This is a genomic window from Bordetella sp. BOR01 (assembly GCF_019218885.1).
Classification (GTDB): Bacteria; Pseudomonadota; Gammaproteobacteria; order Burkholderiales; family Burkholderiaceae_B; genus Bordetella_A.
Window position 1 is genome coordinate 93,120 of the sequence record NZ_JAHUWT010000005.1, and the last position, 24,359, is coordinate 117,478.

Annotated in this window: 21 protein-coding genes; 10 read left to right on the plus strand and 11 right to left on the minus strand. The window is 66.3% G+C overall.

Translation table 11 applies throughout. The features are described 5' to 3' along the window. Positions 1-21 precede the first annotated feature (21 nt). The 3 genes from KW845_RS25810 to KW845_RS25820 all read right to left on the minus strand — a co-directional run bounded on the left by KW845_RS25810 (position 22) and on the right by KW845_RS25820 (position 4,198). A complete protein-coding gene (locus KW845_RS25810) occupies positions 22-2,433 on the minus strand; it encodes a TonB-dependent receptor (RefSeq protein WP_218372261.1) in 2,412 nt (803 codons plus the stop codon). 142 nt (positions 2,434-2,575) lie between these two features. After that, positions 2,576-3,622, minus strand: a complete 1,047-nt coding sequence (locus KW845_RS25815; RefSeq protein ID WP_218372262.1) for a FecR family protein — start codon at positions 3,620-3,622, stop codon at positions 2,576-2,578. A 69-nt stretch (positions 3,623-3,691) separates the two neighbouring features. Then, a complete protein-coding gene (locus tag KW845_RS25820) occupies positions 3,692-4,198 on the minus strand; it encodes a sigma-70 family RNA polymerase sigma factor (RefSeq protein WP_218372263.1) in 507 nt (168 codons plus the stop codon). A gap of 142 nt (positions 4,199-4,340) precedes the next feature. Between KW845_RS25820 and KW845_RS25825 the strand changes: the two genes are divergently transcribed. Beyond that, entirely contained in the window at positions 4,341-5,501 is a 1,161-nt protein-coding gene (locus tag KW845_RS25825; RefSeq protein ID WP_218372264.1) for a PepSY domain-containing protein, read from the plus strand. A gap of 38 nt (positions 5,502-5,539) precedes the next feature. Here KW845_RS25825 and KW845_RS25830 read toward each other — a convergent pair whose 3' ends face one another. Together KW845_RS25830 and KW845_RS25835 are read right to left on the minus strand one after the other, a co-directional pair. Next, the gene (locus tag KW845_RS25830) at positions 5,540-5,923 is read right to left on the minus strand and encodes an RNA-binding S4 domain-containing protein (RefSeq protein ID WP_218372265.1); all 384 of its coding nucleotides are present in this window, start codon (positions 5,921-5,923) and stop codon (positions 5,540-5,542) included. A gap of 30 nt (positions 5,924-5,953) precedes the next feature. After that, a complete protein-coding gene (locus KW845_RS25835; protein ID WP_218372266.1) occupies positions 5,954-6,613 on the minus strand; it encodes a glutathione S-transferase family protein in 660 nt (219 codons plus the stop codon). 296 nt (positions 6,614-6,909) lie between these two features. Between KW845_RS25835 and KW845_RS25840 the strand changes: the two genes are divergently transcribed. From KW845_RS25840 to lpdA, 4 genes are read left to right on the plus strand one after another with little or no spacing between them, the layout of a single operon-like run. Next, a complete protein-coding gene (locus KW845_RS25840; protein ID WP_218372267.1) occupies positions 6,910-8,142 on the plus strand; it encodes a thiamine pyrophosphate-dependent enzyme in 1,233 nt (410 codons plus the stop codon). Position 8,143: 1 nt separating this feature from the next. Continuing rightward, positions 8,144-9,187: an alpha-ketoacid dehydrogenase subunit beta gene (locus KW845_RS25845; RefSeq protein WP_218372268.1), complete on the plus strand. Its 1,044-nt coding sequence runs from the start codon at positions 8,144-8,146 to the stop codon at positions 9,185-9,187. A 1-nt stretch (position 9,188) separates the two neighbouring features. After that, positions 9,189-10,532 carry a dihydrolipoamide acetyltransferase family protein gene (locus tag KW845_RS25850; RefSeq protein WP_218372269.1) on the plus strand — a complete coding sequence of 448 codons (1,344 nt, stop codon included), beginning with the start codon at positions 9,189-9,191 and terminating at the stop codon, positions 10,530-10,532. Beyond that, positions 10,529-11,926 carry a dihydrolipoyl dehydrogenase gene (lpdA, locus tag KW845_RS25855; RefSeq protein WP_218372270.1) on the plus strand — a complete coding sequence of 466 codons (1,398 nt, stop codon included), beginning with the start codon at positions 10,529-10,531 and terminating at the stop codon, positions 11,924-11,926. Before KW845_RS25850 ends, lpdA begins: the two co-directional genes overlap by 4 nt. 42 nt (positions 11,927-11,968) lie before the next feature. On the opposite strand, the gene KW845_RS25860 is transcribed toward lpdA, so the two are convergent. Together KW845_RS25860 and KW845_RS25865 are read right to left on the minus strand one after the other, a co-directional pair. Further along, entirely contained in the window at positions 11,969-12,742 is a 774-nt protein-coding gene (locus KW845_RS25860; RefSeq protein WP_218372271.1) for a hypothetical protein, read from the minus strand. A 48-nt stretch (positions 12,743-12,790) separates the two neighbouring features. Beyond that, positions 12,791-13,948 carry an acyl-CoA dehydrogenase family protein gene (locus KW845_RS25865; RefSeq protein WP_218372272.1) on the minus strand — a complete coding sequence of 386 codons (1,158 nt, stop codon included), beginning with the start codon at positions 13,946-13,948 and terminating at the stop codon, positions 12,791-12,793. Between the two features lie 87 nt (positions 13,949-14,035). Here KW845_RS25865 and KW845_RS25870 point away from each other — a divergent pair, with 87 nt between their 5' ends. Then, a complete protein-coding gene (locus tag KW845_RS25870; RefSeq protein WP_218372273.1) occupies positions 14,036-14,950 on the plus strand; it encodes a LysR family transcriptional regulator in 915 nt (304 codons plus the stop codon). A 5-nt stretch (positions 14,951-14,955) separates the two neighbouring features. Here the strand turns inward: KW845_RS25870 and KW845_RS25875 are convergent, their stop codons facing one another. Next, positions 14,956-15,942: a tripartite tricarboxylate transporter substrate binding protein gene (locus KW845_RS25875; RefSeq protein WP_218372274.1), complete on the minus strand. Its 987-nt coding sequence runs from the start codon at positions 15,940-15,942 to the stop codon at positions 14,956-14,958. Positions 15,943-16,180: 238 nt separating this feature from the next. On the opposite strand from KW845_RS25875, the gene KW845_RS25880 reads away from it, so the two are divergent. The 3 genes from KW845_RS25880 (at position 16,181) to KW845_RS25890 (ending at position 19,011) form a co-directional block, all read left to right on the plus strand. Next, the gene (locus KW845_RS25880; RefSeq protein ID WP_218372275.1) at positions 16,181-17,737 is read left to right on the plus strand and encodes an AMP-binding protein; all 1,557 of its coding nucleotides are present in this window, start codon (positions 16,181-16,183) and stop codon (positions 17,735-17,737) included. 76 nt (positions 17,738-17,813) lie between these two features. Further along, positions 17,814-18,353: a cysteine hydrolase family protein gene (locus KW845_RS25885; RefSeq protein ID WP_218372276.1), complete on the plus strand. Its 540-nt coding sequence runs from the start codon at positions 17,814-17,816 to the stop codon at positions 18,351-18,353. A gap of 7 nt (positions 18,354-18,360) precedes the next feature. After that, positions 18,361-19,011, plus strand: coding sequence for a VOC family protein (locus tag KW845_RS25890; protein ID WP_218372277.1), 651 nt, complete (start codon positions 18,361-18,363; stop codon positions 19,009-19,011). Positions 19,012-19,030: 19 nt separating this feature from the next. Here the strand turns inward: KW845_RS25890 and KW845_RS25895 are convergent, their stop codons facing one another. From KW845_RS25895 to KW845_RS25905, 3 genes are read right to left on the minus strand one after another with little or no spacing between them, the layout of a single operon-like run. Then, positions 19,031-20,047: a tripartite tricarboxylate transporter substrate binding protein gene (locus KW845_RS25895; RefSeq protein WP_218372278.1), complete on the minus strand. Its 1,017-nt coding sequence runs from the start codon at positions 20,045-20,047 to the stop codon at positions 19,031-19,033. Between the two features lie 51 nt (positions 20,048-20,098). Continuing rightward, the gene (locus KW845_RS25900; RefSeq protein ID WP_218372279.1) at positions 20,099-21,031 is read right to left on the minus strand and encodes a hydroxymethylglutaryl-CoA lyase; all 933 of its coding nucleotides are present in this window, start codon (positions 21,029-21,031) and stop codon (positions 20,099-20,101) included. A gap of 14 nt (positions 21,032-21,045) precedes the next feature. Continuing rightward, positions 21,046-22,242, minus strand: coding sequence for a CaiB/BaiF CoA-transferase family protein (locus KW845_RS25905; protein WP_218372280.1), 1,197 nt, complete (start codon positions 22,240-22,242; stop codon positions 21,046-21,048). A 176-nt stretch (positions 22,243-22,418) separates the two neighbouring features. Here KW845_RS25905 and prpR point away from each other — a divergent pair, with 176 nt between their 5' ends. Beyond that, positions 22,419-24,341, plus strand: a complete 1,923-nt coding sequence (gene prpR, locus KW845_RS25910) for a propionate catabolism operon regulatory protein PrpR (RefSeq protein ID WP_218372281.1) — start codon at positions 22,419-22,421, stop codon at positions 24,339-24,341. Positions 24,342-24,359: the final 18 nt, after the last annotated feature.

The window sequence follows — 24,359 nt, forward strand, 5'->3', positions numbered from 1 at the left end:
CTTCGGCCCGGCGCGGCCTGACTAGAAATCGAACGTCACCGACAGCATCGCCGTGCGCGGGGCGCCCAGGTACATCGAGCCGTAGTCCGTGGCCGGGCCCGTCCAGTAGTTCTTGTTGAACACGTTGAACACGTTCAGGCGAAACACGGTGGGCGTGCCCGCAATCTTGGTGTGGTAGCGCGCGCCCAGGTCCAGGCGGGTCCAGTCCGGCAGCTTCTGGGTGTTGGCCTGGTCCAGATATTGCGAGCCGTTGTAGACCAGCATGGACGTCAGGGTCAGGCCGGGCAGGGCGGGCAAGTCCCATTCGGCGCCCAGGTTGGCCTGGAAGCGCGGCACATTGATGGGGCGGTTGCCGGTGTTGGCACCGCCGGGCGTCTTGGTCAGTTCGGCGTCGTAGTACACCGCGCCGCCCAGCAGGCGCACGCCGCGGGTCACGGTGCCGAACACGTTCAGTTCCAGGCCGCGGTTGCGCTGTTCGCCGTTGACGCTGAAGACATTGTCGTACATGTTGCCGCTGGGTTTCTTCACCTGGAAAGCGGCCAGCGTGGCGCCGAAGCTGCCGCTGTCGTATTTCACGCCGATTTCATATTGCTTGGACTTGTACGGGGGAAAGACTTCGCCGGCGTTGTCGGCCTCTATCGGTGCGGTCTGCCCGGCGCTCAGGCCTTCGATGTAATTGCCGTAGAACGACACTTGCTGCCATGGCCGTACCACCAGCCCCACCATCGGCGTCAGCGCGTCTTCGTCGTAGCGCGAAGTGCGGGCACCGGTGGCCTCGTTATAGTTCTCGGCTTCGACCCGCTGCTGGCGCACGCCCAGGGTCAGCTGCACCAGATCCTCTTTGTACGACAGCGTATCGGCCAGGGCCACGCTGGTCAGCGTGGTGCGCGCGTTCCATGGAACATCGGTGGGGATGCCGCCGCAGTCCGGCTTGGGTACGCCGATGGGGTTGTAGATATTCGAGTCCGTCAGCCCGGGGCAAGGCGAAAGGGTATAACCACTTTTGCGCAGCAGGTAGTCGCCGGCCAGGGTCATGCTGTGGCCGATGGCGCCTGTATCGAACCTGGCGCGCAGGCCCACGCGGGCGGCCGTCGTGTCGAAGATGAATTTCGCGGCCGCATCGCGGGTTTGTGTATCGCCGGCTTCATTGATGATGGTGGGATTGCCCATGATCCCGGAAAAGCGCCCGCGCGTATGGCCGATGCCGGCGAAGCCGGTGATGGCATCGGTGAAGTCGTACTCGGCCCGGCCCGCCACGACCGTGTTGCGGGTCTTGAAGTGTTCCCACGATTGGCCGGGATTGCGGCGCGCATTCGGGGCGTCGGGCACATCCAGGCCTTCGGCCAGGGCCATGCCGCGCGTGTTGCCTTCGGTGCGCTGTTCCTGGCCCACGTAATCGGCCGACACCCGCAAGCGTTCACCGCGGTAGTCCAGGCCGACCGAACCCAGGGTGGCCTGCGAGTCCTGGTGATCCACGCCCGTGTCGCCCTGGCGGTGCGAGGCGTTGACGCGGATGCCGAAGCGATTGTTCTCGCCGAAGCGGCGGCCGATATCCACCGCGCCGCCATATTGCGAGGTCATGCGGTAGTCGGCCCTGACCCGGGTCAGCGGGTCGTCATCGGCCCGCTTGGGAATGACATCGATGGCGCCGCCCACCGAGCCGGTCGGCGACATGCCGTTCAGCAGGGCCGATGGCCCCTTCAGTACCTCGACGCGCTCGATGTAATCGGTGCCCGATTTATAGATGGGCGCAAGGCCGGGCAGGCCGTTGAACGACATATCGGTCGAATCCAGCGGAAAGCCCCGGATCGTGAAGGTTTCGCTTTCGCCGCCGCGTTCGCCGCCGGCCGCGCGCACCGACGGATCGTTGACCAGCACATCGGCCACGCTGCTGGCCTGCTGGTTGCGGATCTGCTGGGCGGTGAAGCTGGTGAAGTTGAAGGGCATCTCCATGAAATCGCGAGTGCCCAGCATGCCCAGCGATCCACCCGTGGCAATCTGTCCGCCTTCATAGGCCGGGGGCAGGCTGCCCGCTTGCTGGCCCACCACCGTCACGGTTTGCAGTTGGCTGACCGCATCGGCGCGCGACAGCGTGATGCTGTTGCCCTGCCGCGATGCATCGATGCCGGTGCCGCGCAACAGCCGCGCCAGCGCCTGTTCGGGTGTCAGCTGGCCCGATACTGCGGGGGCGCTCAGGCCTTGTACGGTCTCGGGGGTATAGAAGAACTGCAGGGATGTCTGGCGGCCCAGTTCGATCAGCGCATCGCCCAAAGGCTGGGCGACGATGTTGATGGCCGCGGGGGCCTGCGGCGCCTGCGCCTGTGCGTGCACCGGTACGGCCTGCGCCAAGGCTGCCAGGACGGCCATGGCGGCCAGGTTCAGGCGCAACGCTACTGGGGGGCGTTGCGGGGCGATGCCGGTAACAGTATTCACAGTCCAGGATTTCCATTCGCACGTGCGCCGACAGGGCGCCGCTACTTATGGATGACGCGTCAGCCTGCGCGCTTCCTGAACGAGAATCACTCTTGATTTGTAATTTTTTGTATCGCCACGCGGCCTGCCCGGCTGCCCGGACCTACCGCGCAACGATCTCGGCGCGGCCATCTGCGTGCGGCTGGACCTGCACGGGCATGATGCGCGGCAAGGCGGCCAGCAGGGCGCCCGGATCGTCGATACGGAAAATGCCCGATATCCGCATGCCGCGCACTTTCGGGTCGCGCAGCAGCACGGGCTGGTCCAGGTAGCGGTTCAGTTCCGCCACCGCTTCGGACAAGGGGGTGCCGCGGAACACGATCTGCCCGTCGCGCCAGGCGGTCTTGGCCGCCACATCGGCATTGTCGTATGCGGGCGGGATGCCGTCGGGGCCGGCGCTGGCTTCCCAGCCCGCCGCCAGGCGGGTGGTCTGGCGGCGCCACCAGGGGCCGGCACTGAGCTCGATTTCGCCTTGCGCGACCGTGACCACGATCGTGTCGCCCTCGCGCCGCATGTTGAAGCAGGCACCCAGCGTGCGCACCGACCCGGTATCGGCATCGACCACGAATGGCCGGTTGGGGTCGGGTGCGACGCGGCACAGGATCTCGCCGGCCGCAAGCGCGACATTGCGGCGGTCGTCGTAGAACTGCACGCGCGCGGTCGTGCCGGTGTTCAGGTCGAATTGCGTGCTGTCGGGCAATTGCTCGCGGCGCTGTTCGCCGCGGTTGGTAGAGAAGGCCGCCTCGTAGTCGGGCGCGCCGCGCCACAGGCGGTGTGCGCCTATCGTCGCCGCGGAGCCCACCGCGGCCACCGCGCAGGTGGCACCCATGCCATAGATGATGCGCCGGCGCCCGGGCGAGAAACCGGGCGCATGGCGATGGCCGCTGCCGATGGCCGCGGCCGGTGGCGCGTGGTCGGCGGCGGCCGCATAGCCCAGCGCGCGCAGCCGGCTGGCCGGCACCTGGCCGGCCGCATCCCATAGCGCCTGTACGTGGCGGTACTGGCGCTCGTTCAACGGATCGGCCTGGCGCCAGGCCACGAATTGCTGGCGCTCGGCGGCGCTCATGGCGCCCGACTGCTCGCGCGTGAACCAGTAAGCGGCCAGGTCGCGCCGGTTGCCGGTCGTAGCGGAATCGATGGGGTCGTTCATGGTTGCCACCTGCGGGCAAGATTGCCCCTCATCCATACAGACGCTTGGCAGGATGGCGAACCTGAATACTCACAGGCCATGATTGTGTAACTTATCTTGTAAATGACGCATGGCCCGCATCATATGCCGCTCGATCATGTTGCGAGACACCCCAAGGTGGGCGGCGATGCGCTCGTGCGGCCAGCCTTCCAGGCGATGCAGCTTGAAGACTTCCTGGCAGGCCAGCGGCAGCTCGGACAACGCCTGGACCATGGCGTCGGCCAACTGCCGGGCCGCGCAGCTTTCTTCGGCGCTGGCGGCAGCAGGGTGTTTTTCATCGGGCAATTCATGCAGGGGCAGGGCGGCCCGCACCGTGTGCGCCCGGTGCATGCTGACCATCCGGTTGTAGACGCTGCGCTGCAGATAGGCGCGAGGTTCCTCGATGGCGCCCACGCCGTTTTCCAGCAGGCTGGCCATGGTGTCCTGCATGGCGTCTTCCGCGTCTTCGCGCCGCACTTGCTTGCGGCGCCATGCGCCAAGCAACTGGCTGTATTGGGCAAGCCAGTCCTTGGAGTGTGCCGATCGGTCGCGCGCCATGAAAGCAGGAAAGGGGGAAGATCAAGGACGTTATTATTACTAACCATTCTCATTCTTACAAATGCCCGGGCAATTCTGTTTTCTGGCGAACGTCAGCCGGGCACTTATAGAATCGCAGCCACCATCGCTTTCGGCCCTACCCATGCCCACCCGCCATTTCGCAGCCTGGTACAGCATTCATCGATGGACCAGCCTGATCTGCACGCTGTCGCTGTTGCTGCTGTGCGTGACCGGCGTGCCATTGATACTGAAAGAGGAAATCGGCACCTGGACCGGCACGACCGTAGAGCCGGCCGACATGCCCGGGGTCGCCACCCGAGCCAGCATCGACCGGATGGTGGCCGATGCCCGCGCGCGGCGGCCGGGCGATGCCGTGCGCTACGTGTCGCAAAGCGACGACTCGCCGGCCTGGTTCGTGGCCATGGGCAAGACGGTCGATGCCGGCGTGTCCACGGCCGTCTACAAGTACGATGCGCGCACCGGCGAGATGATCAACGACATCGACCAGCACGGCGGTGTCATGCAGACCATCCGGCACTTGCACGTCGATCTGTTCGCGGGGCTGCCGGGTACGCTGTTCATCGGGCTGATGGGCGTGCTGTTCGTGGCCTCGATGGTGTCGGGCATCGTGGTCTACGGGGTGTTCATGCGTGGCCTGCCGTTCGGCACGGTACGCCGCGATCGCGCGCCGCGCGTGAAGTGGCTGGACTTGCATAACTTGCTGGGCATCACGGCGGCGGCCTGGCTGCTGGTGGTGGGACTGACCGGCGCCATCAACACGCTGGCCTTGCCGATGCTGTCGCACTGGCAGTCCACCGACCTGGCCGCGCTGGTGCAGCAATGGCGCGGCGCGCCGGCGGATGGCGAGCCCGCGGCAGGCTCGGCCCAACGGGCCATGGACACGGCGCGCGAGGCCGCGCCCGGCATGGAAGTGTCGTTCATCGGGTATCCGGGCAGCCTGTTCGCGACGCCGCACCACTACCTGGTGTTCATGCATGGCGACACGCCCTTGACCTCAAGACTGCTGGAGCCCGTTGTGGTGGATGCGGCGTCGGGCCAGTTGGTGGCCAGGCAGCCGCTGCCCTGGTACCTGACCATGGTGCTGCTGTCGCAGCCCCTGCATTTTGGCGATTACGGCGGCATGCCGCTGAAGGTGCTGTGGATACTGCTGGACCTGGTGGCCATCGGCGTACTGGGCAGCGGCGTGGTGCTGTGGTGGGCGCGTGGCGATGCCCTGCGCACGCGTGCCAGGCTGCTGGCCCGGCAGGCTGGCACGCGGCAGGAACAGCCGGCTTCCCGGTAGCGCGCCTTGCCGCGCCGGCAGGCTGGTGATGGCGCTGCCTACTTGCCGCGCACCTGGCCTATCAGCCGGCGGTCGCGCTTGGTGGGGCGCCCATCGGTGATGGCGCGGGCCGGCTCGGGCGCTAGGCGGCGCATTTCCGCGGCATGCTCGCGCGCGGCAATGCTCTCCGGCGTTTCTTCGTACAGCCGGCGCGCCACCGGCGCCGGGCCGCGCACGGCGCTCAGCGCCCGCACGCAGACGTGCAGGGCGGGATCTTCCTTGCGCACCGTGATGCGGTCATTGACCGCGATGTCGCGCGCCGGCTTGGCGGACTGGTCGTTGACCAGTACCCGCCCCTTGCCGATTTCCTGCGCGGCCAGGCTGCGGGTCTTGTAGAAGCGCGCCGCCCACAGCCATTTATCGAGTCGCATCTTGTCTGTCATATCGCGCCATTTTAGGGGCAAGCGCGTGGCTCAATCGCGGTCTGGCGCGCCCAGGGGAAAGAACGGCCGGTAGGGGCGGGCCTCGTCCACCGCGCGCGCGAACGAGGGGCGCCGCAGCAGGCGGCTTCGGTAGGCGATGACGTTCTGATGGGCCTGGCCGATCGGTTGGGTCCAGTCGGCATAGAACAGGAAGGGCGCGGCGGCGCAGTCGGCCAGAGTGAAATCGGCACCCGCGGCCCACTGGCGGCCTTGCAGGCGCTGGTCCAGCCAGGCGTACGCGGTGTCCAGCATGTCGCGCGCCTGTTGCACGCCGTAGGGGTCGCGAGCGTCCGCCGGCCGCAGGGCGTCAGCCACGACTTTCTGCTGGGGCGTCGAGATGTAGTTGTCGAAAAAGCGGTCCAGCGTGCGCACTTCCAGCGCCGCCCGGGGGTCTTCGGGAATCAGGCGCACGGGGCCGGGATGGTACAAGCCCAGGTACTCGACGATGCAGCTTGCCTCGATGATGGTGCGGTCGCCGTCGACCAGCATCGGAAAGCGTTTCATCGGCCACCGTTGCGCCAACCGCTGCATGGCGGGGCTGTCGGGGCCTTCCAGTACCTGCGGCTCGAACGCGATGGCGTTCTCGTAGAAGGCGATCAAGGCCTTCTGGCAGTACGACGAGAAGGGGTGGAAATACAGTTGCAGTGCCATGGTTGGGGCTCCTGGGATAGCAGCAGACGATTCCGCCTTTATCACGACGAACGGGCAGGGCAATAATCGACATGCCTGCCTGGCTGCCCGCTGCCTGTTCCACCCTGCGCAATCCCGCCCGGGAAGGCCGGTGCTGCCGCGGCAGGCGGGCAAGCGCTTATGCTAATCTGTTCTTAGCCAGACGCGCCGCATTTACCCCGCTCGCGATCCGGTAGCGGCCGACTGCGCGGTTACCTCCAGCACCAGGCCTTTGCAAAGCAAGAACGCATGACACGATCAAGCGTGGAGACATAACCATGAGCCAATACGGCCCACTGAAACTGCACGTCCCCGAGCCCACCGGGCGTCCGGGTTGCAAGACCGACTTCTCTTATCTGCATCTTTCGCCAGTCGGCGATATTCCCAAGCCCCCCATTGATGTGTCCGCCGTCGATACCGGCGAACTGGCCTATCGGCTGGTGCGCGTCATCGACGACGATGGCAATGCGGTGGGCCCCTGGGCTCCGCAGCTGGACGCCGATACCTTGCGCGCCGGCATGCGCGCCATGCTGAAGACGCGCATTTTCGATGCCCGCATGCTGACTGCCCAGCGGCAGAAGAAAATCTCGTTCTATATGCAAAGCCTGGGCGAAGAGGCCATAGGGGCGGCCCACGCATTGGCACTGGAACCGGGCGACATGTGCTTCCCCACGTACCGGCAGCAGAGCATTCTGCTGACGCGCGAGGTGTCGCTGGTCGAGATGATGTGCCAGCTGATGTCCAACGAGCGCGATCCGCTGAAGGGGCGCCAGTTGCCGGTGATGTACTCGAAGCGCGACGCGGGCTTCTTCACCATATCGGGCAACCTGGCCACCCAGTTCATCCAGGCCGTGGGGTGGGGCATGGCCTCGGCCATCAAGGGCGATACCCGCATCGCCTCGGCCTGGATCGGCGACGGCGCCACGGCCGAAGCCGATTTCCACACCGCGCTGACGTTCGCGCACGTCTATCGCGCGCCGGTCATCCTGAACGTGGTCAACAACCAGTGGGCCATCTCGACGTTCCAGGCCATTGCCGGCGGCGAAGGCACGACTTTCGCCGGGCGCGGCGTAGGTTGCGGCATTGCCTCGCTGCGCGTGGACGGCAATGACTTCCTGGCGGTGTATGCCGCGTCGCAATGGGCCGCCGAGCGCGCCCGCCGCAACCTGGGCCCGACGCTGATCGAATGGGTGACCTATCGCGCCGGCCCGCACTCGACTTCGGACGACCCATCGAAGTATCGCCCCGGCGACGACTGGAGCCACTTCCCGCTGGGCGATCCCATCGCGCGCTTCAAGAAGCACCTGGTTGGCCTGGGCATCTGGTCCGACCGCCAGCACGACGAGCTGAAGGCGGAACTCGAGGCCGAGATCCTGGCTGCCCAGAAAGAAGCCGAAAGCCATGGCACGCTGGTCGACGGGCATGTGCCCAGCGCCGCCAGCATCTTCGAAGACGTCTACAAAGACATGCCGGAACACCTGCGCCGGCAGCGCCAAGAGCTGGGGGTCTGACATGGCTGACGAAAAGAACGGCGGTCCGGCGACCGCGTCGATGACCATGATCCAGGCATTGCGTTCGGCCATGGACGTGATGCTGGAACGCGACAACAACGTCGTGGTGTTCGGCCAGGACGTCGGTTATTTCGGCGGCGTATTCCGCTGTACCGAAGGCCTGCAGGCCAAGTACGGTACCTCGCGCGTATTCGATGCGCCGATTTCCGAGGGCGGCATCGTGGGCGTGGCGGTGGGCATGGGGGCATACGGCCTGCGGCCGGTTTGCGAGATCCAGTTCGCCGATTACTTCTATCCCGCGTCCGACCAGATCGTGTCGGAAGCCGCGCGGCTGCGTTATCGATCGGCGGGCGAGTTCATCGCGCCCATGACCATCCGCATGCCTTGCGGCGGCGGCATCTACGGCGGGCAGACCCACAGCCAGAGTCCCGAGGCCATGTTCACCCAGGTTTGCGGCTTGCGCACGGTGCTGCCATCCAATCCGTACGATGCCAAGGGCTTGCTGATCGCCGCCATCGAAAGCGACGATCCGGTCATCTTCCTGGAACCCAAGCGCCTGTACAACGGCCCGTTCGACGGCCACCACGACAGGCCCGTCACGCCCTGGAACAAGCACCCGGGCAGCCAGGTGCCCACCGGCTACTACACCGTGCCGCTGGAATCGGCCGCCATCGTGCGCCCAGGCGACGCGCTGACCGTGCTGACCTACGGCACCACGGTGCACGTGTCGCTGGCCGCCGCCCAGGAAACCGGCCTGGATGCCGAGGTCATCGACCTGCGCAGCCTGTGGCCGCTGGACCTGGACACCATCGTCAACTCGGTGCGCAAGACCGGGCGTTGCGTAGTGGTGCACGAAGCCACGCGCACCTGCGGCTTTGGCGCCGAGCTGATAGCGCTGGTGCAGGAACATTGCTTCCACCACCTGGAAGCGCCCATCGAACGCGTGACCGGCTGGGACACGCCCTACCCGCATGCGCAGGAATGGGCGTATTTTCCCGGACCGGTCCGCGTGGGCGCGGCCTTCCAACGCGTGATGGAGGCATGACATGGGAATCCACATCATCAAGATGCCCGACATCGGCGAAGGCATTGCCGAAGTCGAACTGGTGGGCTGGCATGTAAGCGTGGGCGATACGGTGGCCGACGACCAGCCACTGGCCGACGTGATGACAGACAAGGCCACCGTCGAGATCCCCTCGCCGGTGGTGGGCAAGGTGGTGGCGCTGGGTGGCAACGTGGGCGATGTCATGGCCGTGGGCAGCGAGCTCATCCGGCTGGAAGTCGAGGGCGCCGGCAACGCCCGCGCCGACGCCGCGCCCGCGCGCCCCAGCCCGGAAACAGCGGGAGGCCAGGCCGAGCCGGCCGCGCCAGCGCCCGCGCCCGCGCCCGCGCCGGCGCCGGCAACGCCCGCGTCCAAACCTGAAGGCCAGGCCCATGCCGAATCCAGTACCCGGGCCGCCGCTGAGCCCGTTACCGCCACCGCCACGCCGGCGCCGGTGCGCCAGCCCGGCGAGCGGCCTCTGGCGTCGCCCGCCGTGCGCAAGCGCGCCTGGGACATGGGCATCGAACTGCGTTTCGTGCAGGGCCGCGGCCCTGCCGGCCGCATCCTGCACGAAGACCTCGATGCCCATGTGCAAGGGCAAGGTGCCGCCGTGCCCGCCGCCCGGTCCGGATACAGCGAACGCCACGACGAACAGCAAGTGCCGGTGGTGGGCCTGCGCCGCAAGATCGCGCAAAAAATGCAGGAATCCAAGCGCCGCATTCCGCATTTCAGCTATGTCGAGGAAATCGATGTCACCGAGCTGGAAGGCCTGCGCGTGCAGCTCAATCGCAAGTTCGGCACGTCGCGTGGCAAGTTGACGCTGCTGCCTTTGCTGGCGCGTGCCATGGTGATCGCGCTGCGCGATTTCCCGCAGATCAACGCGCGCTATGACGACGAGGCCGGCGTGGTCACCCGCTACGGCGCGGTGCACCTGGGCGTGGCCACGCAGACCGATGCCGGGCTGATCGTGCCGGTAGTGCGCCACGCCGAGACGCGCGACATCTGGTCGCTGGCCGCAGAGATCGCGCGCTTGGCGCAGGCCGTGCGCAGCGGCAAGGCCGAGCGCGATGCGTTAAGTGGGTCCACCATCACCCTGACCAGCCTGGGCGCGCTGGGCGGCATCGTCAGCACGCCGGTGATCAATCACCCCGAAGTCGGCATCGTGGGCGTGAACCGCATCGTCGAGCGGCCGGCTATCCACCAGGGCGCGGTGATGGCCCGCAAGCTGATGAACCTGTCCTCGTCGTTCGATCACCGCGTGGTCGATGGCATGGATGCGGCGCAATTCATCCAGGCGGTGCGTGCGCTGCTGGAACAGCCCGCGCTGCTTTTCGTGGAGACGCCATGAGCGACACCCGCAGCACCACCCTGTTGATAATAGGCGGCGGGCCCGGCGGCTATGTGGCGGCCATCCGCGCCGGCCAGTTGGGCGTGTCCACTATCGTGGTCGAAGGCCGGCAGCCGGGCGGCACTTGCCTGAACATCGGCTGCATTCCGTCCAAGGCCTTGATCCACGCCGCCCACGAGTACGAACGCGCGCACGATTACGCCGGCACGTCGCCGCTGGGCATTTCCGTGCAGGCGCCGGCCATCGACATCGCCAAGACGGTGGCATGGAAAGACGGTATCGTCGGCCGGCTGACCAGCGGCGTGGCGGCCCTGCTGAAGAAGAACGGCGTGCAGTTGGTGCGCGGCTGGGCGCGCGTGCTTGACGGCAAGACCGTCGAGGTCGATACCGGGCAAGGCACGCAGCGCATCCAGTGCGAACACCTGCTGCTGGCAGCCGGATCCGAACCCATGCCCTTGGCGTCCATGCCATTCGGCGGCAAGGTGATTTCGTCTACCGAAGCTTTGTCGCCTTCGGCCATCCCGGGCCGCCTGGTGGTGGTGGGCGGCGGCTATATCGGACTGGAGCTGGGCACGGTGTATCGCAAGCTGGGCGCCCAGGTTACCGTGGTCGAGGCGCAGGACCGCATCCTGCCCACCTACGATGCCGAATTGACCAAGCCGGTGGCGGCCGCCCTGGCGCGCATGGGTGTCGAGCTATACCTGGGACGCAAGGTGCTGGGGCTGAATGCGGCCGGCGACGCCGTGCGCGTGCAGGATGCCTCCGGCGCCGAAGCCGTATTGCCGGCCGACCAGGTCTTGCTGGCCATCGGGCGACGGCCCCGCACCCTGGGCTGGGGCCTGGAAAACCTGCAACTGGACCGCGCCGGCAATGCCCTGCGCATCGACGACCAGTGCCGCACATCGATGCGCAATGTCTGGGCTATTGGCGATATCGCGGGCGAGCCCATGCTGGCCCACCGGGCCATGGCTCAGGGCGAGATGGTGGCCGAACTGGTGGCCGGCCAGCGCCGCCGGTTCACGCCCGCGTCGATTCCGGCGGTGTGTTTTACCGATCCGGAAATCGTGACGGCTGGCCTGGCGCCGCCCCAGGCGCAGGCCGCCGGGCTGGACTGCCTGGTAGCGGCGTTTCCGTTCGCCGCCAACGGACGGGCCATGACGCTGGAATCCACTGATGGCTTCGTGCGCGTGGTGGCTCGCCGCGACAATCATCTGGTCGTCGGGTGGCAGGCGGTGGGCAAGGGGGTGTCCGAACTGGCGGCGGCGTTCTCGCAGTCGCTGGAAATGGGCGCGCGGCTGGAAGACGTGGCCGGCACCATCCATGCCCATCCCACCTTGGGCGAAGCCGTACAGGAAGCAGCCCTGCGCGCGCTAGGCCACGCGCTGCATATCTAGCGGCTTGTGCCCGTGTCTGTTGTGTCTTGAGCCGGCCGGGTGTCAGGCACCTTGCGTGTCCGACACCGCCTTCCCGGCGCCCGCAATTTGTCCGGGCGGCACGGCCCCGGGGGCGGGCGCATGGTCGATCGCATACTGCAGCAGCCGGATCACCTGCGCGCGCCTGCTCGGGGCGATGACGGCGAACGCGAGCAGGTAGAAGCAGCCTGCCAGGATCAACGGCGTCCAGAACCACAGGTTGGCTTGGCTTTCCGCCAGTTTCAACGCGGACACGGATAGCGCCAGGATGCCGGGAAACAGGCCGATCCTGGTGATGTCGCCGGCCAGCAAGGCAACACGCTTGCCGAGGTCGTCGGTATGGTGCTGATACTGCAGCAGCGCGTATTCCAGTATCGGCCGAGGCAGGCGCGACAGCTCGGCCAGGTAAAGGGCATCGCCATGCAGGTCGGCCCGGATGTGCGCGAAGATGGCCTGGTCCGGTTGCTTGCGATGCTGCCATAGCGTTTTGCAAAGAAAGTACAGCATGGCGGCCAGGCTGCCTATGCTGATCAGGACGATCAGCATCGCCAGCACGAAGATTATCGAACCCAGCCAACCCGGTGGCGCTGTCATCCACTTCTGCACCATGGCCAGTAGCGCCGCGACCAGGGCCAGGCCTATCATCCCTATGCTGGAACCGCGCTGCAGGCGGTCGATGCGGCGTCCGATGTCGTCTGAATGCAAGTCTTTGCCGCGCGAGGTATGCATCATCCTGTCGATCAGGTCGGCAAGTTTTTCCAGCGCGGCGGCGTCGAATAAAGCATACGGTGGTGTCATGGCGTCCAGCGGTGCTTGGGGCGGGCATCCACTATACCCGCGACCGCTTCAGGCCAGTACTCCTTTCGCAATCGTATTGCGCTGTATCTCGCTGGTGCCCGTCACGATGCGGTACAGCCGCAGCCGGCGGAAGATGAATTCCACGGGATGGTTTTTGGTGACGCCTACGTTGCCGTGGATCTGCATGGCCTTGTCGGCGATCTCGAAGCAGCGCTCGGAGACGAACAGCTTGCACATGGCAGCCAGGGTGCGCACGTCGTCACCGGCATCGGCGCGTTCGGCGGCGCCCAACACCATTTGCTCGCACGCGTACAGCGCGGCCGCCATGTCGGCCAGCATGTGCTGGATGGCCTGGAAACGGCTGATCGGGCCGCCGAATTGCTGGCGCGTCTTGGCGTAGTCCACGGCCATCCGGAACGCCTGCCGGGCCAGACCGATCATGGTGGGGCAGTGCAGCAGCCGGTTCACGCTGACCCGGTTCATGGCGATGCGAAATCCTTGGCCGGGCTGGCCGATCAGGTTCTTCTTCGGCACGCGCACCTGGTCCAGCACGATATCGGCGTCCACGTACTGGCCCGTCATGGGAACGCAGTCATGCAGCAGGCGAACGCCGGGCTGATCCAGGTCGATCAGAATGGCCGAGATGCCATCGGCGCCCTTGTCCGGGTCGGTGACGCACAGCGTGACAGCAAAGTCGGCGAATATCGACGCGGTGATGTAGTGCTTCACGCCCGTGATCACGTAGTCGTCGCCGTCTTCCACGGCCAGCGTGCGCAGGCTGGTGGCGTCCGAGCCCGATTGCGGCTCGGTCATCGCGAAGCACGCGCCGCGCTCGGCGTTGACCACCGGCATGATGTAGCGTTCGAGCTGGTAGGGCGTGGCATAGCGAACCAGGTTGCCGATGCGCGACGGCCCGCCCCAGTCGCCCAGCACATGCGGAAACAGAATCGCGCCGGACGCGGCAGCGTCGTCTTTCAATACGCACAGATCGCGATACGGCAGCGCCTGGCCGCCGATTTCCTTGGGCAATTGCAACCCGTACAGGCCTAGTTCGCGCGAGCGTTGCCAGATCGACTTGACCAGGTCGCGCGAGAACTCATCTTCGTACCCCAGGCCCAGCTTGCGTTCCAGGGGCAGCAATTCGTCGTGCAGGTAATGATGCAGGCGGTCGCGCAATGCGGCCAGCGCAGGGCTGTCTTGGGCCATGGTGTCTCCTTGTGCAGCCCTCAGCTTGACAGCTTCCACCTTCTTCGCAATTATCTTTTCTTTGGTCTTGATAACCAGGCGGAATCAATGAGGCTCGAAGATCTGGATTATTTCCTGGCCGTGGCGCGTACCGGCCATGTGGGGCGCGCCGCCGATGGCATGGGTATCAGCCAACCTGCCCTGACCAAAGGCATCCGCCGCCTGGAAGACGAGCTCAAGCTGCAGTTGTTCGTGCGCACGCCCAAGGGCATGGAGCTGACCATGCCGGGCAGGGCGTTCTACCAGCGCAGCCTGCAGGCCAGGCGCGAACTGGACGAGGCGCTGCGCGAGGCGGGCGATTTGCATCGCGGCAGCATCGGGCTGGTGCGCGTGGGCGTGACCCCGCTGCTGGTCGAGCCGGTATTCAACCAGGCGTGTATCGACCTGATGGCCCAGCGGCCGGCGGCCAAGATCAATGTGATGGTGTCGCTCAACGATGCGCTGATTCCGGCGTTGCGCCAGGGCGACCTGGATTTTTCTATCAGTTCGCTGCACGATTCGGCGGCGCCGGCCGAGTTCGACCGTATCCCGTTGTTTCGCGACAGCCTGTTCGTGGCGGCGCGGCAGGGGCATCCGGTGTTCGATCGCGCGAAAATCCGCTTCGACCACCTGGTCGGCTACGGCTGGATGCTGCCTGGCCTGCAAGTGGCGTCACGGCGCTGGTTGCAGACGCGCTTCGAGCAGCGGGGCGCGCCGTCGCCCGAGATCGTGATCGAATCCAATTCATCGGTATCCAGCCTGGTCAGCATCTTGCACAGCACCGACCTGCTGACCGTGATCAGCGAGATCACGCTGCGCTCCGAGGCGGGCAAGGGCCTGGCCATCGTGCCGCTGGAGGACGCCACCTGGCACCGCGAGATCGGCATCATGACGCGCCACGGCAGTTACCAGTCGCCCTTGGCGCAGCGCCTGATCGAGATCCTGCGAGAACGCGCCCGGGTGAGCACGCCGCGCGGGCGCTGAGGCGATCAGTTGGTGCTGAGCCCCAGCTTTTTGATCAACGGGCCGTAGCGGTTCGATTCTTCATCGATCAATTGCCGGAATTGTGCCTGCGTTCCTGCGATGGGCTTGAATGACTGGGATTGCAGCGCCTTCTTCACATCGGGCTGGTTCACGACCTTGACCAGGGCCTGGTTCAGGCGCTCGACGATTTCGGGCGGCGTGCCCTTGGGTACGGCGATACCGCCCCAACTGCCGCTTTCAAAGCCGGGATAGCCGGCCTCGGCCACGGTGGGCACCTGCGGCAGCGAACTGGCCCGTTCGGCGCTGGTGACGGCTATGGCCCGCACCTTGCCGCCCTCGATGAAGGCCATGGCGGGGGCGACCGCAATGATGCCCATACCGACCTGCCCGCCGGCCAGGTCGTTGATCATGTTGCTGCCGCCGCGATACGGCACATGCAGTGCATCGATGCCGAAATGCTGCTTTACCGCCTCGAAGGTCAGGTGCATGGACGAGCCCACGCCCGGACTGCCGTAGCTGAGCTTGCCTGGATGCGCCTTGGAGTACGCCACCAGCTCGGCCATATTGTGGATGGGCAGGCTGCTGTTGACCAGTATCACATGCGGCGACAGGCTGATGCCCGCCACGGGCACCAGGTCGGCGATGGGGTCGAACGACAGGTTCGGCGTCAGGTGCTTGGCGATGGGGAAATTGCCGCCGTATTCCAGCAAGGTGTAGCCATCGGCGGGGGCATTCGCGACCTTGGCGCCGCCGATGCTGCCGCCGCCGCCGCCCACGTTTTCAACAATGATGTTCTGCCCCAGCTCGCGGCCCAGCGGGTCGGCGACCAGGCGGGCGATGTAGTCGAACTGCCCGCCGGCGGTGAAGGGCACTACCAGGCGTATCGGCCGGTCGGGGTAGTTGCCTGCCCGGGCCGGCGCGGGCGCGAGCGCTGCCAGGCCCAGCGTGATGGCGGCCGAGGCCAGCCAGGGGCGAAAATCGCGTAGGTGCATGGATGTCTCCTATGAACACGCCAGCAGGCTGTGGGCGCCTGTCGTGGCTTCTTGTCGTGTTGACTGGCCCTAGATTTAACCCGCGCCCATCCGGCGGGCGATGCCGTATCCGCGCATCTTGATAACCATGCGGTATGAACCAGCACGATAACGGCGCGGTATGGAAAATCGCGCCCGGGTTATCCCGCCGGCCCCGCGCTGCCTCACCATCGTGCTATGGAAACGAAGGAGGCATCCGATGAATCAAGGACGATATACCAGCCGCAATGCGGCTTATTGGCGCGACCGGCCCGCCATTATCCACGGCGATCGCATCATCAGTTTCGGCCAGTTGGACACGCGTTCCAACCGCCTGGCCAACGCGCTGCTTGGCCTGGGCCTGGCCAAGGGCGACCGCGTCGCCGTGCAGGCCTGGAACTGCCCCGAGATCATCGAGCTGGAATGCGCGCTGTACAAGGCTGGCCTGGTCAAGGTGGCGCTGAACGCGCGCTTGTCCAACCGGGAAGTCGTCGATACGGTCAATAACGCCCAGGCCAACGTGTTCATCGTAGACCCGGCCCACAGCGAAGGCGCGGCGTCCATCCAGGGCGAACTCGAGACCGTGCGGCACCTGATCGTGACGGGCAGCGACGGAATCGAAGGCTGGCGCCCGTATGAAGCGTTCATTGCCGCGGGGGCCGATCACAATCCCGGCATCGACATGGCCGAAAGCGACTTGGCGGTGCTGCATTTCACCTCGGGATCGACCGGCAAGCTCAAGGCGGCCATGCAGACGGTGGGCAACCGCATGGCATCGCTGCGCAAGGTGGTCATGGGCCGCATGCGTGCCAATCCGGGCGAAGTGCTGGCGCTGGCCGGGCCGATCACGCATGCCAGCGGCATGTTCATGCAGCCGTTCCTGTTCCAGGGCGGCACCATCTTGCTGCACGATCGTTTCGATCCCGAAGCCTTCCTGGCATCCGCCCAGCATCACCGCGCGGCGTTCAGCTTCATGGTGCCCACCATGGTTAATATGCTGATCGCCGAGCCCAGCCTGCATCGTTACGACTTGAGCGCATTGCGGCAAATATCCTATGGCGGTGCGCCCATGGCGCCGGCCCGCATCCGCGAAGCCTGGGAAGCCCTGGGCCCCAAGCTCAGCCAGGGTTATGGCACGGGCGAGACCACGGGCGGGCTGGCGCTGTTGAGCACGGCCGACCACGCGCATGCGCTGGCTTCGTGCCCCGCCAGGCTGTCATCCTGCGGTCGGCTGTTCGGCGAGGGCGAGCTTTGCCTGGCCGATGAAAACGGGCAGGCCGTGGCAGCCGGCGAGGTGGGCGAGATCAAGGTGCGCGGCCCCGATGTGTTCGCCGGCTATTGGGGCGAGCCCGAGCTGTCGGCACAGGCGTTGCGCGACGGTTGGCTGCACACCGGCGACTTGGCGCGCATGGACGACGAAGGCTTCATCTATATCGTCGATCGCAAGAAAGACATGATCATCACCGGCGGCTTCAATGTGTACCCCACCGAGGTCGAGCAGGCGCTGTATCAGCACCCGGATGTGTACGAGGCTTGCGTATTCGGTATTCCCGACGACAAGTGGGGCGAGGCGGTCAAGGCGGTGCTGGTGCTCAAGCCTGGCGCGCAGGCAGGGCAGGATGAGTTGCTGGCGCATTGCCGCAAGCACCTGGCCGACTTCAAGAAGCCGCGCAGCATCGATATCGTGGACGAACTGCCGAAGAATGCCAACGGGAAATTGGCTCGGAAGCCGTTACGGGATGCTTATTGGACTGGGCGGGAGCGTAAGGTGGGGTAGTTGCCTGAGTGGCAGAGGCAGGCATCTTGTGTGTGCGGCAATGTAGTGAGTAGACTGGCTGCTTTCGGAGGCCGTCATGTCGTGCGCGCTGTTGATTGTCGATGTGCAGGAAGCGCTGTTTGGTCCGCAGCCCAGGCCTGCCGATGCCGATGCGATCGTGGCGCGCATCAATGCCCTGGCGGCGCGGGCCCGCCGCGAAGGCGTTGCCGTCATCCATATCCAGCATGACGCGCCTGGCGGCGAACTGGCGCGCGGCTCCGAAGGCTGGCAATTGTTCGGCGCGCTCGAGCGCCTGCCCGTAGACCACGTGGTGGGCAAGACCACGCCCGATTCCTTCTTGCGCACCGGGCTCGATGCACTGCTGAAGCAACTGCAGGTGTCGCGCGTCGCGATCTGCGGGTACGCCACCGAGTTCTGCGTCGACACCACCGTGCGGCAAGCCGCAGCGCGGGGCTATGACGTGGTGCTGGTAGCCGACGCGCACACCACCCACGACAAGCCGCATGCCGGTGCAGCGGCGATTCGCACGCACCACAACATGACCTTGCCGGCCATATCCAGTTTCGGCCCGCGCATTGAAGCCATTGCGGCAGACCAGATCATGTTGACACCCTGAGGCTCGCATGCAAACCCTGCTCGATCACCTTGCCGTGGCTGCCCCCAGCCTGGCCATCGGTGCCGATTACATCGAACACACCCTGGGAGTACGCCCGCAGCCGGGCGGCGCACATCCCCGCATGGGCACGCATAATCTACTGCTGCGTTTGGGCGAATCCATCTACCTGGAAGTGATCGCGCCCGATCCGGCCGCGCCGCCGCCGCAACGCCCGCGCTGGTTCGAACTGGATCGCTTGGCGGCAGACTCAGCCCCACGGCTGGCAACCTGGGTGGCGCGCACCGACGACATCGCCGCAGCCAGCAAGGCTTGCGGCGGACAGGCCGGCCAGGTCGAGCCCATGACGCGCGGCGCGCTGTCCTGGCGCATTACCATCCCGGCCGACGGCAGCCTGCCCGGCGACGGGGTCGCGCCCACCTTGATTCAATGGGACGCTTCGCCGCATCCCGCCACCAGGCTGGATGACCTGGGCTGCACCCTGCAGGCGCTGCATCTCTTCCATCCGGATCCGGCCGGCATCCGCGCCACGCTCGAGGCCATCGCCTTCGCCGGCCCGGTCGAGATCCATGCGCTGCCGGCCGACGCGGTTCCGTATTTGCAGGCACATATCCGCACTCCGCGCGGGCCGCGGATGCTGCCGGCCGCCGCCCCGGCCTGACCCGCGGCTGGCCGCATCGTCAGTCGGCGCTGATATTCGCCTTCTTGACGATGTCCTTGTACATGTCCAGGTCGCTGGCGATCTGCTGGCGGAATTCGGCCGGGGTATTGCCCGATGCGGTGATGCCCAGCCCGGCCAGGCGCTCTTCAATGTCGGGGGCATGCACCACGGCATGAATCTCGCGCTGCAGCCTGGCCACGATTTCGTCGGGTGTGCCGGCCGGTGCCAGGATGCCGATCCACGAATTGGAGACGAAGCCGGGTACACCCGATTCGGACACGGTGGGCACGTCCGGCAGCGAGGCCAGGCGCGATTCGGTGCTGACGGCGATGGCCTTGATCTGCTTGCGCTGCACATACGGGTATGCGCCGGCCACGGCCGTATATAGCAGGGGCAGGTTGCCGCCTACCACGTCGGCCATGGCCTGGCCGCCGCCCTTGTACGGAATGTGCACCAGCTTGATGCCGGTACGCTGGCGCAGCAACTCGCCGGCCAGGTGGGGCGTGCTGCCCACCCCGGCGCTGCCGTACGACACGCCGTTGGGTTGGGTTTTGGAATAGGCGATCAGTTCTTGCAGCGTATTGGCCGGCACGGCCGGGTTGGCCACGATGATCAGGGCGGCATCGCCGATCTTGCTGACCGGTGCCAGGTCTTTCAGGGTATCGAACGGAATATTGCGATGCACGTGCGGGTTGATGACCAGCGTGCCGTCGAAGCCCACCACCAGTGTGTAGCCGTCCGGCTCGGCCTGGGCGGCCATCTGGGTGCCGATATTGCCCGAGGCGCCCGGCTTGTTGTCGACGATCACTTGCTGTCCCAGGCGCTGGCCCAGCCGGTCGGCCACCAGGCGCGCGCCGGTGTCGGTGACCCCGCCCGGCGCGAACGGCACGATCAGGCGTATGGGGCGCGACGGATATTGCTGTGCGGACTCGGCGGCCTGCGCGGCCGGGCCGGCCATGGCCAGCACGGCGCATAGCGGCGCCAGCGCGGCGCGCAGCACGGCGCGGGCGCGACGGGAAAGGTGGGGCATATGCATGGGGAAGTCTCCTTGTTGTTGTGTCGGATCGAGCTTGCAGCCTGTGCGTGCTCAAGTGGCTGCCGTCGCGTGGTCGCGATCGGCATACTGGCGGCGCAGCCATGCACTGCTGCGTCCGCCCAGTTCTCTGCCCAGCCGCGATTCGGCATAGGCTACTGCCCGCAGCAAGCCAGGCAATGAAATATCGGTGGCCAGGCCGCTGCGTTCGGCCATCAGAACCAGGTCTTCGGTGGCCGCATTGCCCGCGGCGCCGGGCGCGAAAGGGCAGCCGCCAATACCGCCGGCACTGGCATCGAAGCGCCGCACGCCCGCCTGGATGGCGGCCCAGGCATTGGCCGTGGCCATGCCGCGCGTATCGTGGAAATGCGCGGCCAGCTTGTGCACCGGCAAGGCTTGCCCCAGCACGTCGAAGTGCGTCTTGACCATGCCCGGCGAAGCCGAGCCTATGGTATCGGCGATCACGATCTCTTGGGCGCCGGCCTGTTCCATGCGCAGGGCCAGCTGCACCACCGTGTCCAGGGCGGTCGGCCCCTCGAATGGGCAATCGAATGCCACCGCCACGTAGGCGCGCGTGCGCAGCCCCAGTTGCCCGGCGGCGCGCAATGTCTGTTCGCAAACCGTGGTGGCGCGTGCCAGGTCCATGTTGATGTTCTTCAGGTTCATGGTCTCGGTGGCGGAAAGCACCACCGCCACTTCGCGCACGCCGGCCGCATGCGCGCGTTCCAGCCCCTTTTGGTTGGGCACCAGGGCCGAGGCGCGCAGCGCCGGCAGCAGCCGGTGGACCTGAGCCATGAGTTCGGCGGCGTCGGCCATCTGCGGCACCGCCTTGGGCGACACGAAGCTGGTGGCTTCGATACTGGCTACGCCGGCGGCATGCAACAGCCGGATCAGTTCCAGCTTGGCCTCGGTGGGCACCGATACCCGCTGGTTCTGCAGGCCGTCGCGCGGCGCGACGTCGGTAATGATGAGCCTATCCTGGGTCATGGCGCGCTCCGGGTTCAGGCGATTGCGCCGGCGTTGCGCAAGGCGGCCAGCTTGTCGGTGCCGTAGCCGGGCAGGGCGCCCAGCACGGTATTGGTATGCTCGCCCAGTTCGGGGGGGCTGCCAAAGCGCCGCGATTCGGCGGCCGACAGCTTGATCGGGTTGCCCGGCATCTGTACGGCCGCGCCCGATTTCAGTTCAACCTCGACCACCATGTCGCGGGCGCGTACCTGGGGGTCGGCCAGGGCCTGGCGGAAATTGTTCACCGGACCGCACGGGATGCGCGCGGCCGACAGTTTTTCCAGCCAGTGGGCGGTCGGCCGGGTGCACAGTTCGGCACTGACGATCGTGTCGATCTCGGTCTTGGCGGCATAGCGGCCGGGCTGCTGGTCATATTCGGGCTTGCGCAAGGCCGGCAGCTCGATGCAGTCCAGGAAGCGCTTCCAGAAGGCGTCGCCGATGCAGGCCACGATAATGTGGCCGTCGGCGGTCGGGTAGCTGTTGTACGGCACATGCACGAAATGGCCATTGCCGATACCTGCCGGCACGATATCCGACATCAAGTGCATGGTGGCCATGTAGTTCAGCAGCGAGATCTGCGCATCCAGCATCGATACATCCACATGCTGGCCGTGCGCCGTGCGTTCGCGCTCGGCCAGCGCCGCCAGCACGCCCATGGCGCCGAACAGGCCGCCGCCCAGGTCGCCGATGGGAATGCCGCTGCGGGTGGGGCCTTGTTCGGGCGTGCCGGTGATCGACATGCCCCCGCCCATGGCCTGCACCACCTGGTCGAACGCAGGGCGCTGGGTATCCGGGCCGGTGCTGCCGAAGCCGGTGACCGAGCACGTGATGATGCGCGGGTTGATCGCCGACAGCGCGGCGTAGTCGATGCCCAGGCGCTGGGTGACGCCCACGCTGAAGTTGTCGAACACGACGTCGGCGCTGCGTACCAGGTCCTTGAACACGGCCAGGCCGGCCTCGCTCTTGAGGTCGATGCACACGCTGTGCTTGTTGCGGTTCAGCGTCAGGTAATAGGCTCCCATGCCGTCGCGCGAATAATCGGGATCGTGTTCCAGCAGGCGGCGGGTGCCTTCGCCGCTGCCCGGCGGTTCGACCTTGATGGTGCGCGCACCCAGGTCGGCCAACAGCATGGTGCCGTAAGGTCCCGACAGCATGTGGGTCAAGTCCAGCACGGTAATGTGTTCGAGCGCCAAGTCTAGTCTCCTGCGGCAAAGCGTTGCGTGGTGCTTAGCCCTATGCAAGCTTCATGCCAGTTTTTGGTGCCGCACAAGGCATTGAATTTAATGGGATTTATTTTTCTGTGGCAGGCGCTTGTGTTTCATGGGACATTTATGAAACATGTATAGGTTTCATTGATACGCCCACCCCCATGACCTACCCCGATCCTGCTGCCCGTGCCGACCTGCCCCGCCTGTGCTTCCTGAGCTATCGCCAGATCCGCGAATTCGCCATGCCAGTCGTGGCCGAATACACCGGCCGTGCCCAGATCGAGGTGATAGACGGCACCTTCGGCGGCGCGCTGGCCATAGCCCAGGACCGGATCGACCGCGGCCTGGTCGATGCCTTCGTCAGCGCCGGGTCCAACGCCAGCATCCTGCGCGCCGGCCTGCAGGCTCCGGTGGCCACCATCCAGCTTGGTGGCTTCGACATCCTGCAGGCCCTGATCCAGGCGCGCCGCATTGCCGACCGCGTGGGCGTCGTAATGTATGGCCGCACCATTCCCGAACTCGATGCCGTCAAAGACCTGCTGAACATCGAGATCATGCAGCATGCCTACCAGACCCCGGACGACGCGCGCCAGCGCTTCGAGCAACTGCGCCGCGAGAATTTCCAGGTGATCGTGGGGTCCAGCCTGGTCGTGGAACTGGCCGAGCAGGCGGGCCTGCATGGCCTGCTGGCTTATTCGCTGGCCAGCGTGCGCAAGGGTTTCGAGGACGCTATCGAACTGGCCCGCGTCGCGCGCCTGGAAGCCGGGCGCTACGAGCAGCTCAATGGGGTACTGCACAGCTTGCAGGACGCCGTGCTGGCGGTCGATCGCGATCATCGCATCATCGCCGTGAACCCCTCGATGCAGCGGCTGCTGGACCAGGACGCCGCGGTGCTGATCGGGCAGTCGCTGGACCAATTGCGCCCCGAACTGACGTTGCGTGCCACCCTGGACACCGGGCAGCCGGAAAGCGCCGGCCTGCAGCGCCTGGGTGGGCGCGACTGGGTGGCCAACCGCACACCGATCCGTGAACGCGGCACCATCGTGGGGGCGGCCCTGACTTTGTACGATGCCGGCCGCATCCATGAGGCCGACACCAGCCTGCGGGTGCAGCAGCGCCGCCGGCAGAACACGGCCAAGTACCGCTTTACCGAACTGATCGGCGCAAGCCCGCGCTTCCTGCGTGCCGTGCAGGCCGCGCGCCGCTATGCGCAGACCGACCTGACGGTGCTGATCGCCGGTGAAAGCGGCGTGGGCAAGGAACTGTTCGCGCAGGCGATCCATAACGAAAGCCAGCGTGCCGACCGGCCCTTCGTGGCGGTGAATTGCGCGTCGTTTCCCGAATCCTTGCTGGAAAGCGAACTGTTCGGGCATGAAGAGGGCGCGTTCACAGGCTCGCGCCGCGGCGGCAAGCGCGGGCTGTTCGAGGCGGCCCACACCGGCACCTTGTTCCTGGACGAAATCGGCGACATGCCGCTGCCGCTGCAAAGCCGGCTGCTGCGCGTGTTGCAAGAGCGCGAGGTGACCCGCCTGGGCGCCACGGCGGCCATTCCGGTCGATGTGCGTATCATCGCGGCCACTCACCAGCCCTTGCAAGACATGATCGCGCAGCGGCGTTTCCGGCAAGACTTGTACTACCGCATCAATACGCTGCGGCTGGAAGTGCCCGCCTTGCGCGAGCGGCCGGACGACATCGCGCCATTGATGCAAGCGCTGGTGGCGCGCTGCCTCAGGCGGTTGGGGTCGCCGCTTGCGGCGGCCGGCCTGATCGCACCGTGGCTGCCCAGGCTGCAGCGCTACGCCTGGCCCGGCAACGTGCGCGAACTGGAAAACATCAGCGAGCGCATGGCGGTGTTCTTGCTGCAGTACCAGCAATCGGCCGACGTCGACCACGATGCCCTGCGGCACGATTGCCCCGAACTGTTCGAGGCTGGCCATGCCGAGGATACGACCGGCGGACTATCGCTGCGGGCCCGCGCGCTGCACGCCCTGCAAGTTTGCGGCGGCAACCGCCAGGAAGCGGCGCGGCGCCTGGGCATCAGCCGTTCGACGCTGTGGCGCTGGGCCAATGCGCCGCAAGACTGAGAGCCGGGTTTTGCCACC

Bases quoted from the DNA above. Each gene is read 5' to 3' on its own strand.
- KW845_RS25815 (WP_218372262.1), bottom strand. From the start codon at position 3,622: ATGAACGACCCCATCGATTCCGCTACGACCGGCAACCGGCGCGACCTG.
- KW845_RS25820 (WP_218372263.1), bottom strand. From the start codon at position 4,198: ATGGCGCGCGACCGATCGGCACACTCCAAGGACTGGCTTGCCCAATAC.
- KW845_RS25825 (WP_218372264.1), top strand. From the start codon at position 4,341: ATGCCCACCCGCCATTTCGCAGCCTGGTACAGCATTCATCGATGGACC.
- KW845_RS25830 (WP_218372265.1), bottom strand. From the start codon at position 5,923: ATGACAGACAAGATGCGACTCGATAAATGGCTGTGGGCGGCGCGCTTC.
- KW845_RS25835 (WP_218372266.1), bottom strand. From the start codon at position 6,613: ATGGCACTGCAACTGTATTTCCACCCCTTCTCGTCGTACTGCCAGAAG.
- KW845_RS25840 (WP_218372267.1), top strand. From the start codon at position 6,910: ATGAGCCAATACGGCCCACTGAAACTGCACGTCCCCGAGCCCACCGGG.
- KW845_RS25845 (WP_218372268.1), top strand. From the start codon at position 8,144: ATGGCTGACGAAAAGAACGGCGGTCCGGCGACCGCGTCGATGACCATG.
- KW845_RS25850 (WP_218372269.1), top strand. From the start codon at position 9,189: ATGGGAATCCACATCATCAAGATGCCCGACATCGGCGAAGGCATTGCC.
- lpdA (WP_218372270.1), top strand. From the start codon at position 10,529: ATGAGCGACACCCGCAGCACCACCCTGTTGATAATAGGCGGCGGGCCC.
- KW845_RS25860 (WP_218372271.1), bottom strand. From the start codon at position 12,742: ATGACACCACCGTATGCTTTATTCGACGCCGCCGCGCTGGAAAAACTT.
- KW845_RS25865 (WP_218372272.1), bottom strand. From the start codon at position 13,948: ATGGCCCAAGACAGCCCTGCGCTGGCCGCATTGCGCGACCGCCTGCAT.
- KW845_RS25870 (WP_218372273.1), top strand. From the start codon at position 14,036: ATGAGGCTCGAAGATCTGGATTATTTCCTGGCCGTGGCGCGTACCGGC.
- KW845_RS25875 (WP_218372274.1), bottom strand. From the start codon at position 15,942: ATGCACCTACGCGATTTTCGCCCCTGGCTGGCCTCGGCCGCCATCACG.
- KW845_RS25880 (WP_218372275.1), top strand. From the start codon at position 16,181: ATGAATCAAGGACGATATACCAGCCGCAATGCGGCTTATTGGCGCGAC.
- KW845_RS25885 (WP_218372276.1), top strand. From the start codon at position 17,814: ATGTCGTGCGCGCTGTTGATTGTCGATGTGCAGGAAGCGCTGTTTGGT.
- KW845_RS25890 (WP_218372277.1), top strand. From the start codon at position 18,361: ATGCAAACCCTGCTCGATCACCTTGCCGTGGCTGCCCCCAGCCTGGCC.
- KW845_RS25895 (WP_218372278.1), bottom strand. From the start codon at position 20,047: ATGCATATGCCCCACCTTTCCCGTCGCGCCCGCGCCGTGCTGCGCGCC.
- KW845_RS25900 (WP_218372279.1), bottom strand. From the start codon at position 21,031: ATGACCCAGGATAGGCTCATCATTACCGACGTCGCGCCGCGCGACGGC.
- prpR (WP_218372281.1), top strand. From the start codon at position 22,419: ATGACCTACCCCGATCCTGCTGCCCGTGCCGACCTGCCCCGCCTGTGC.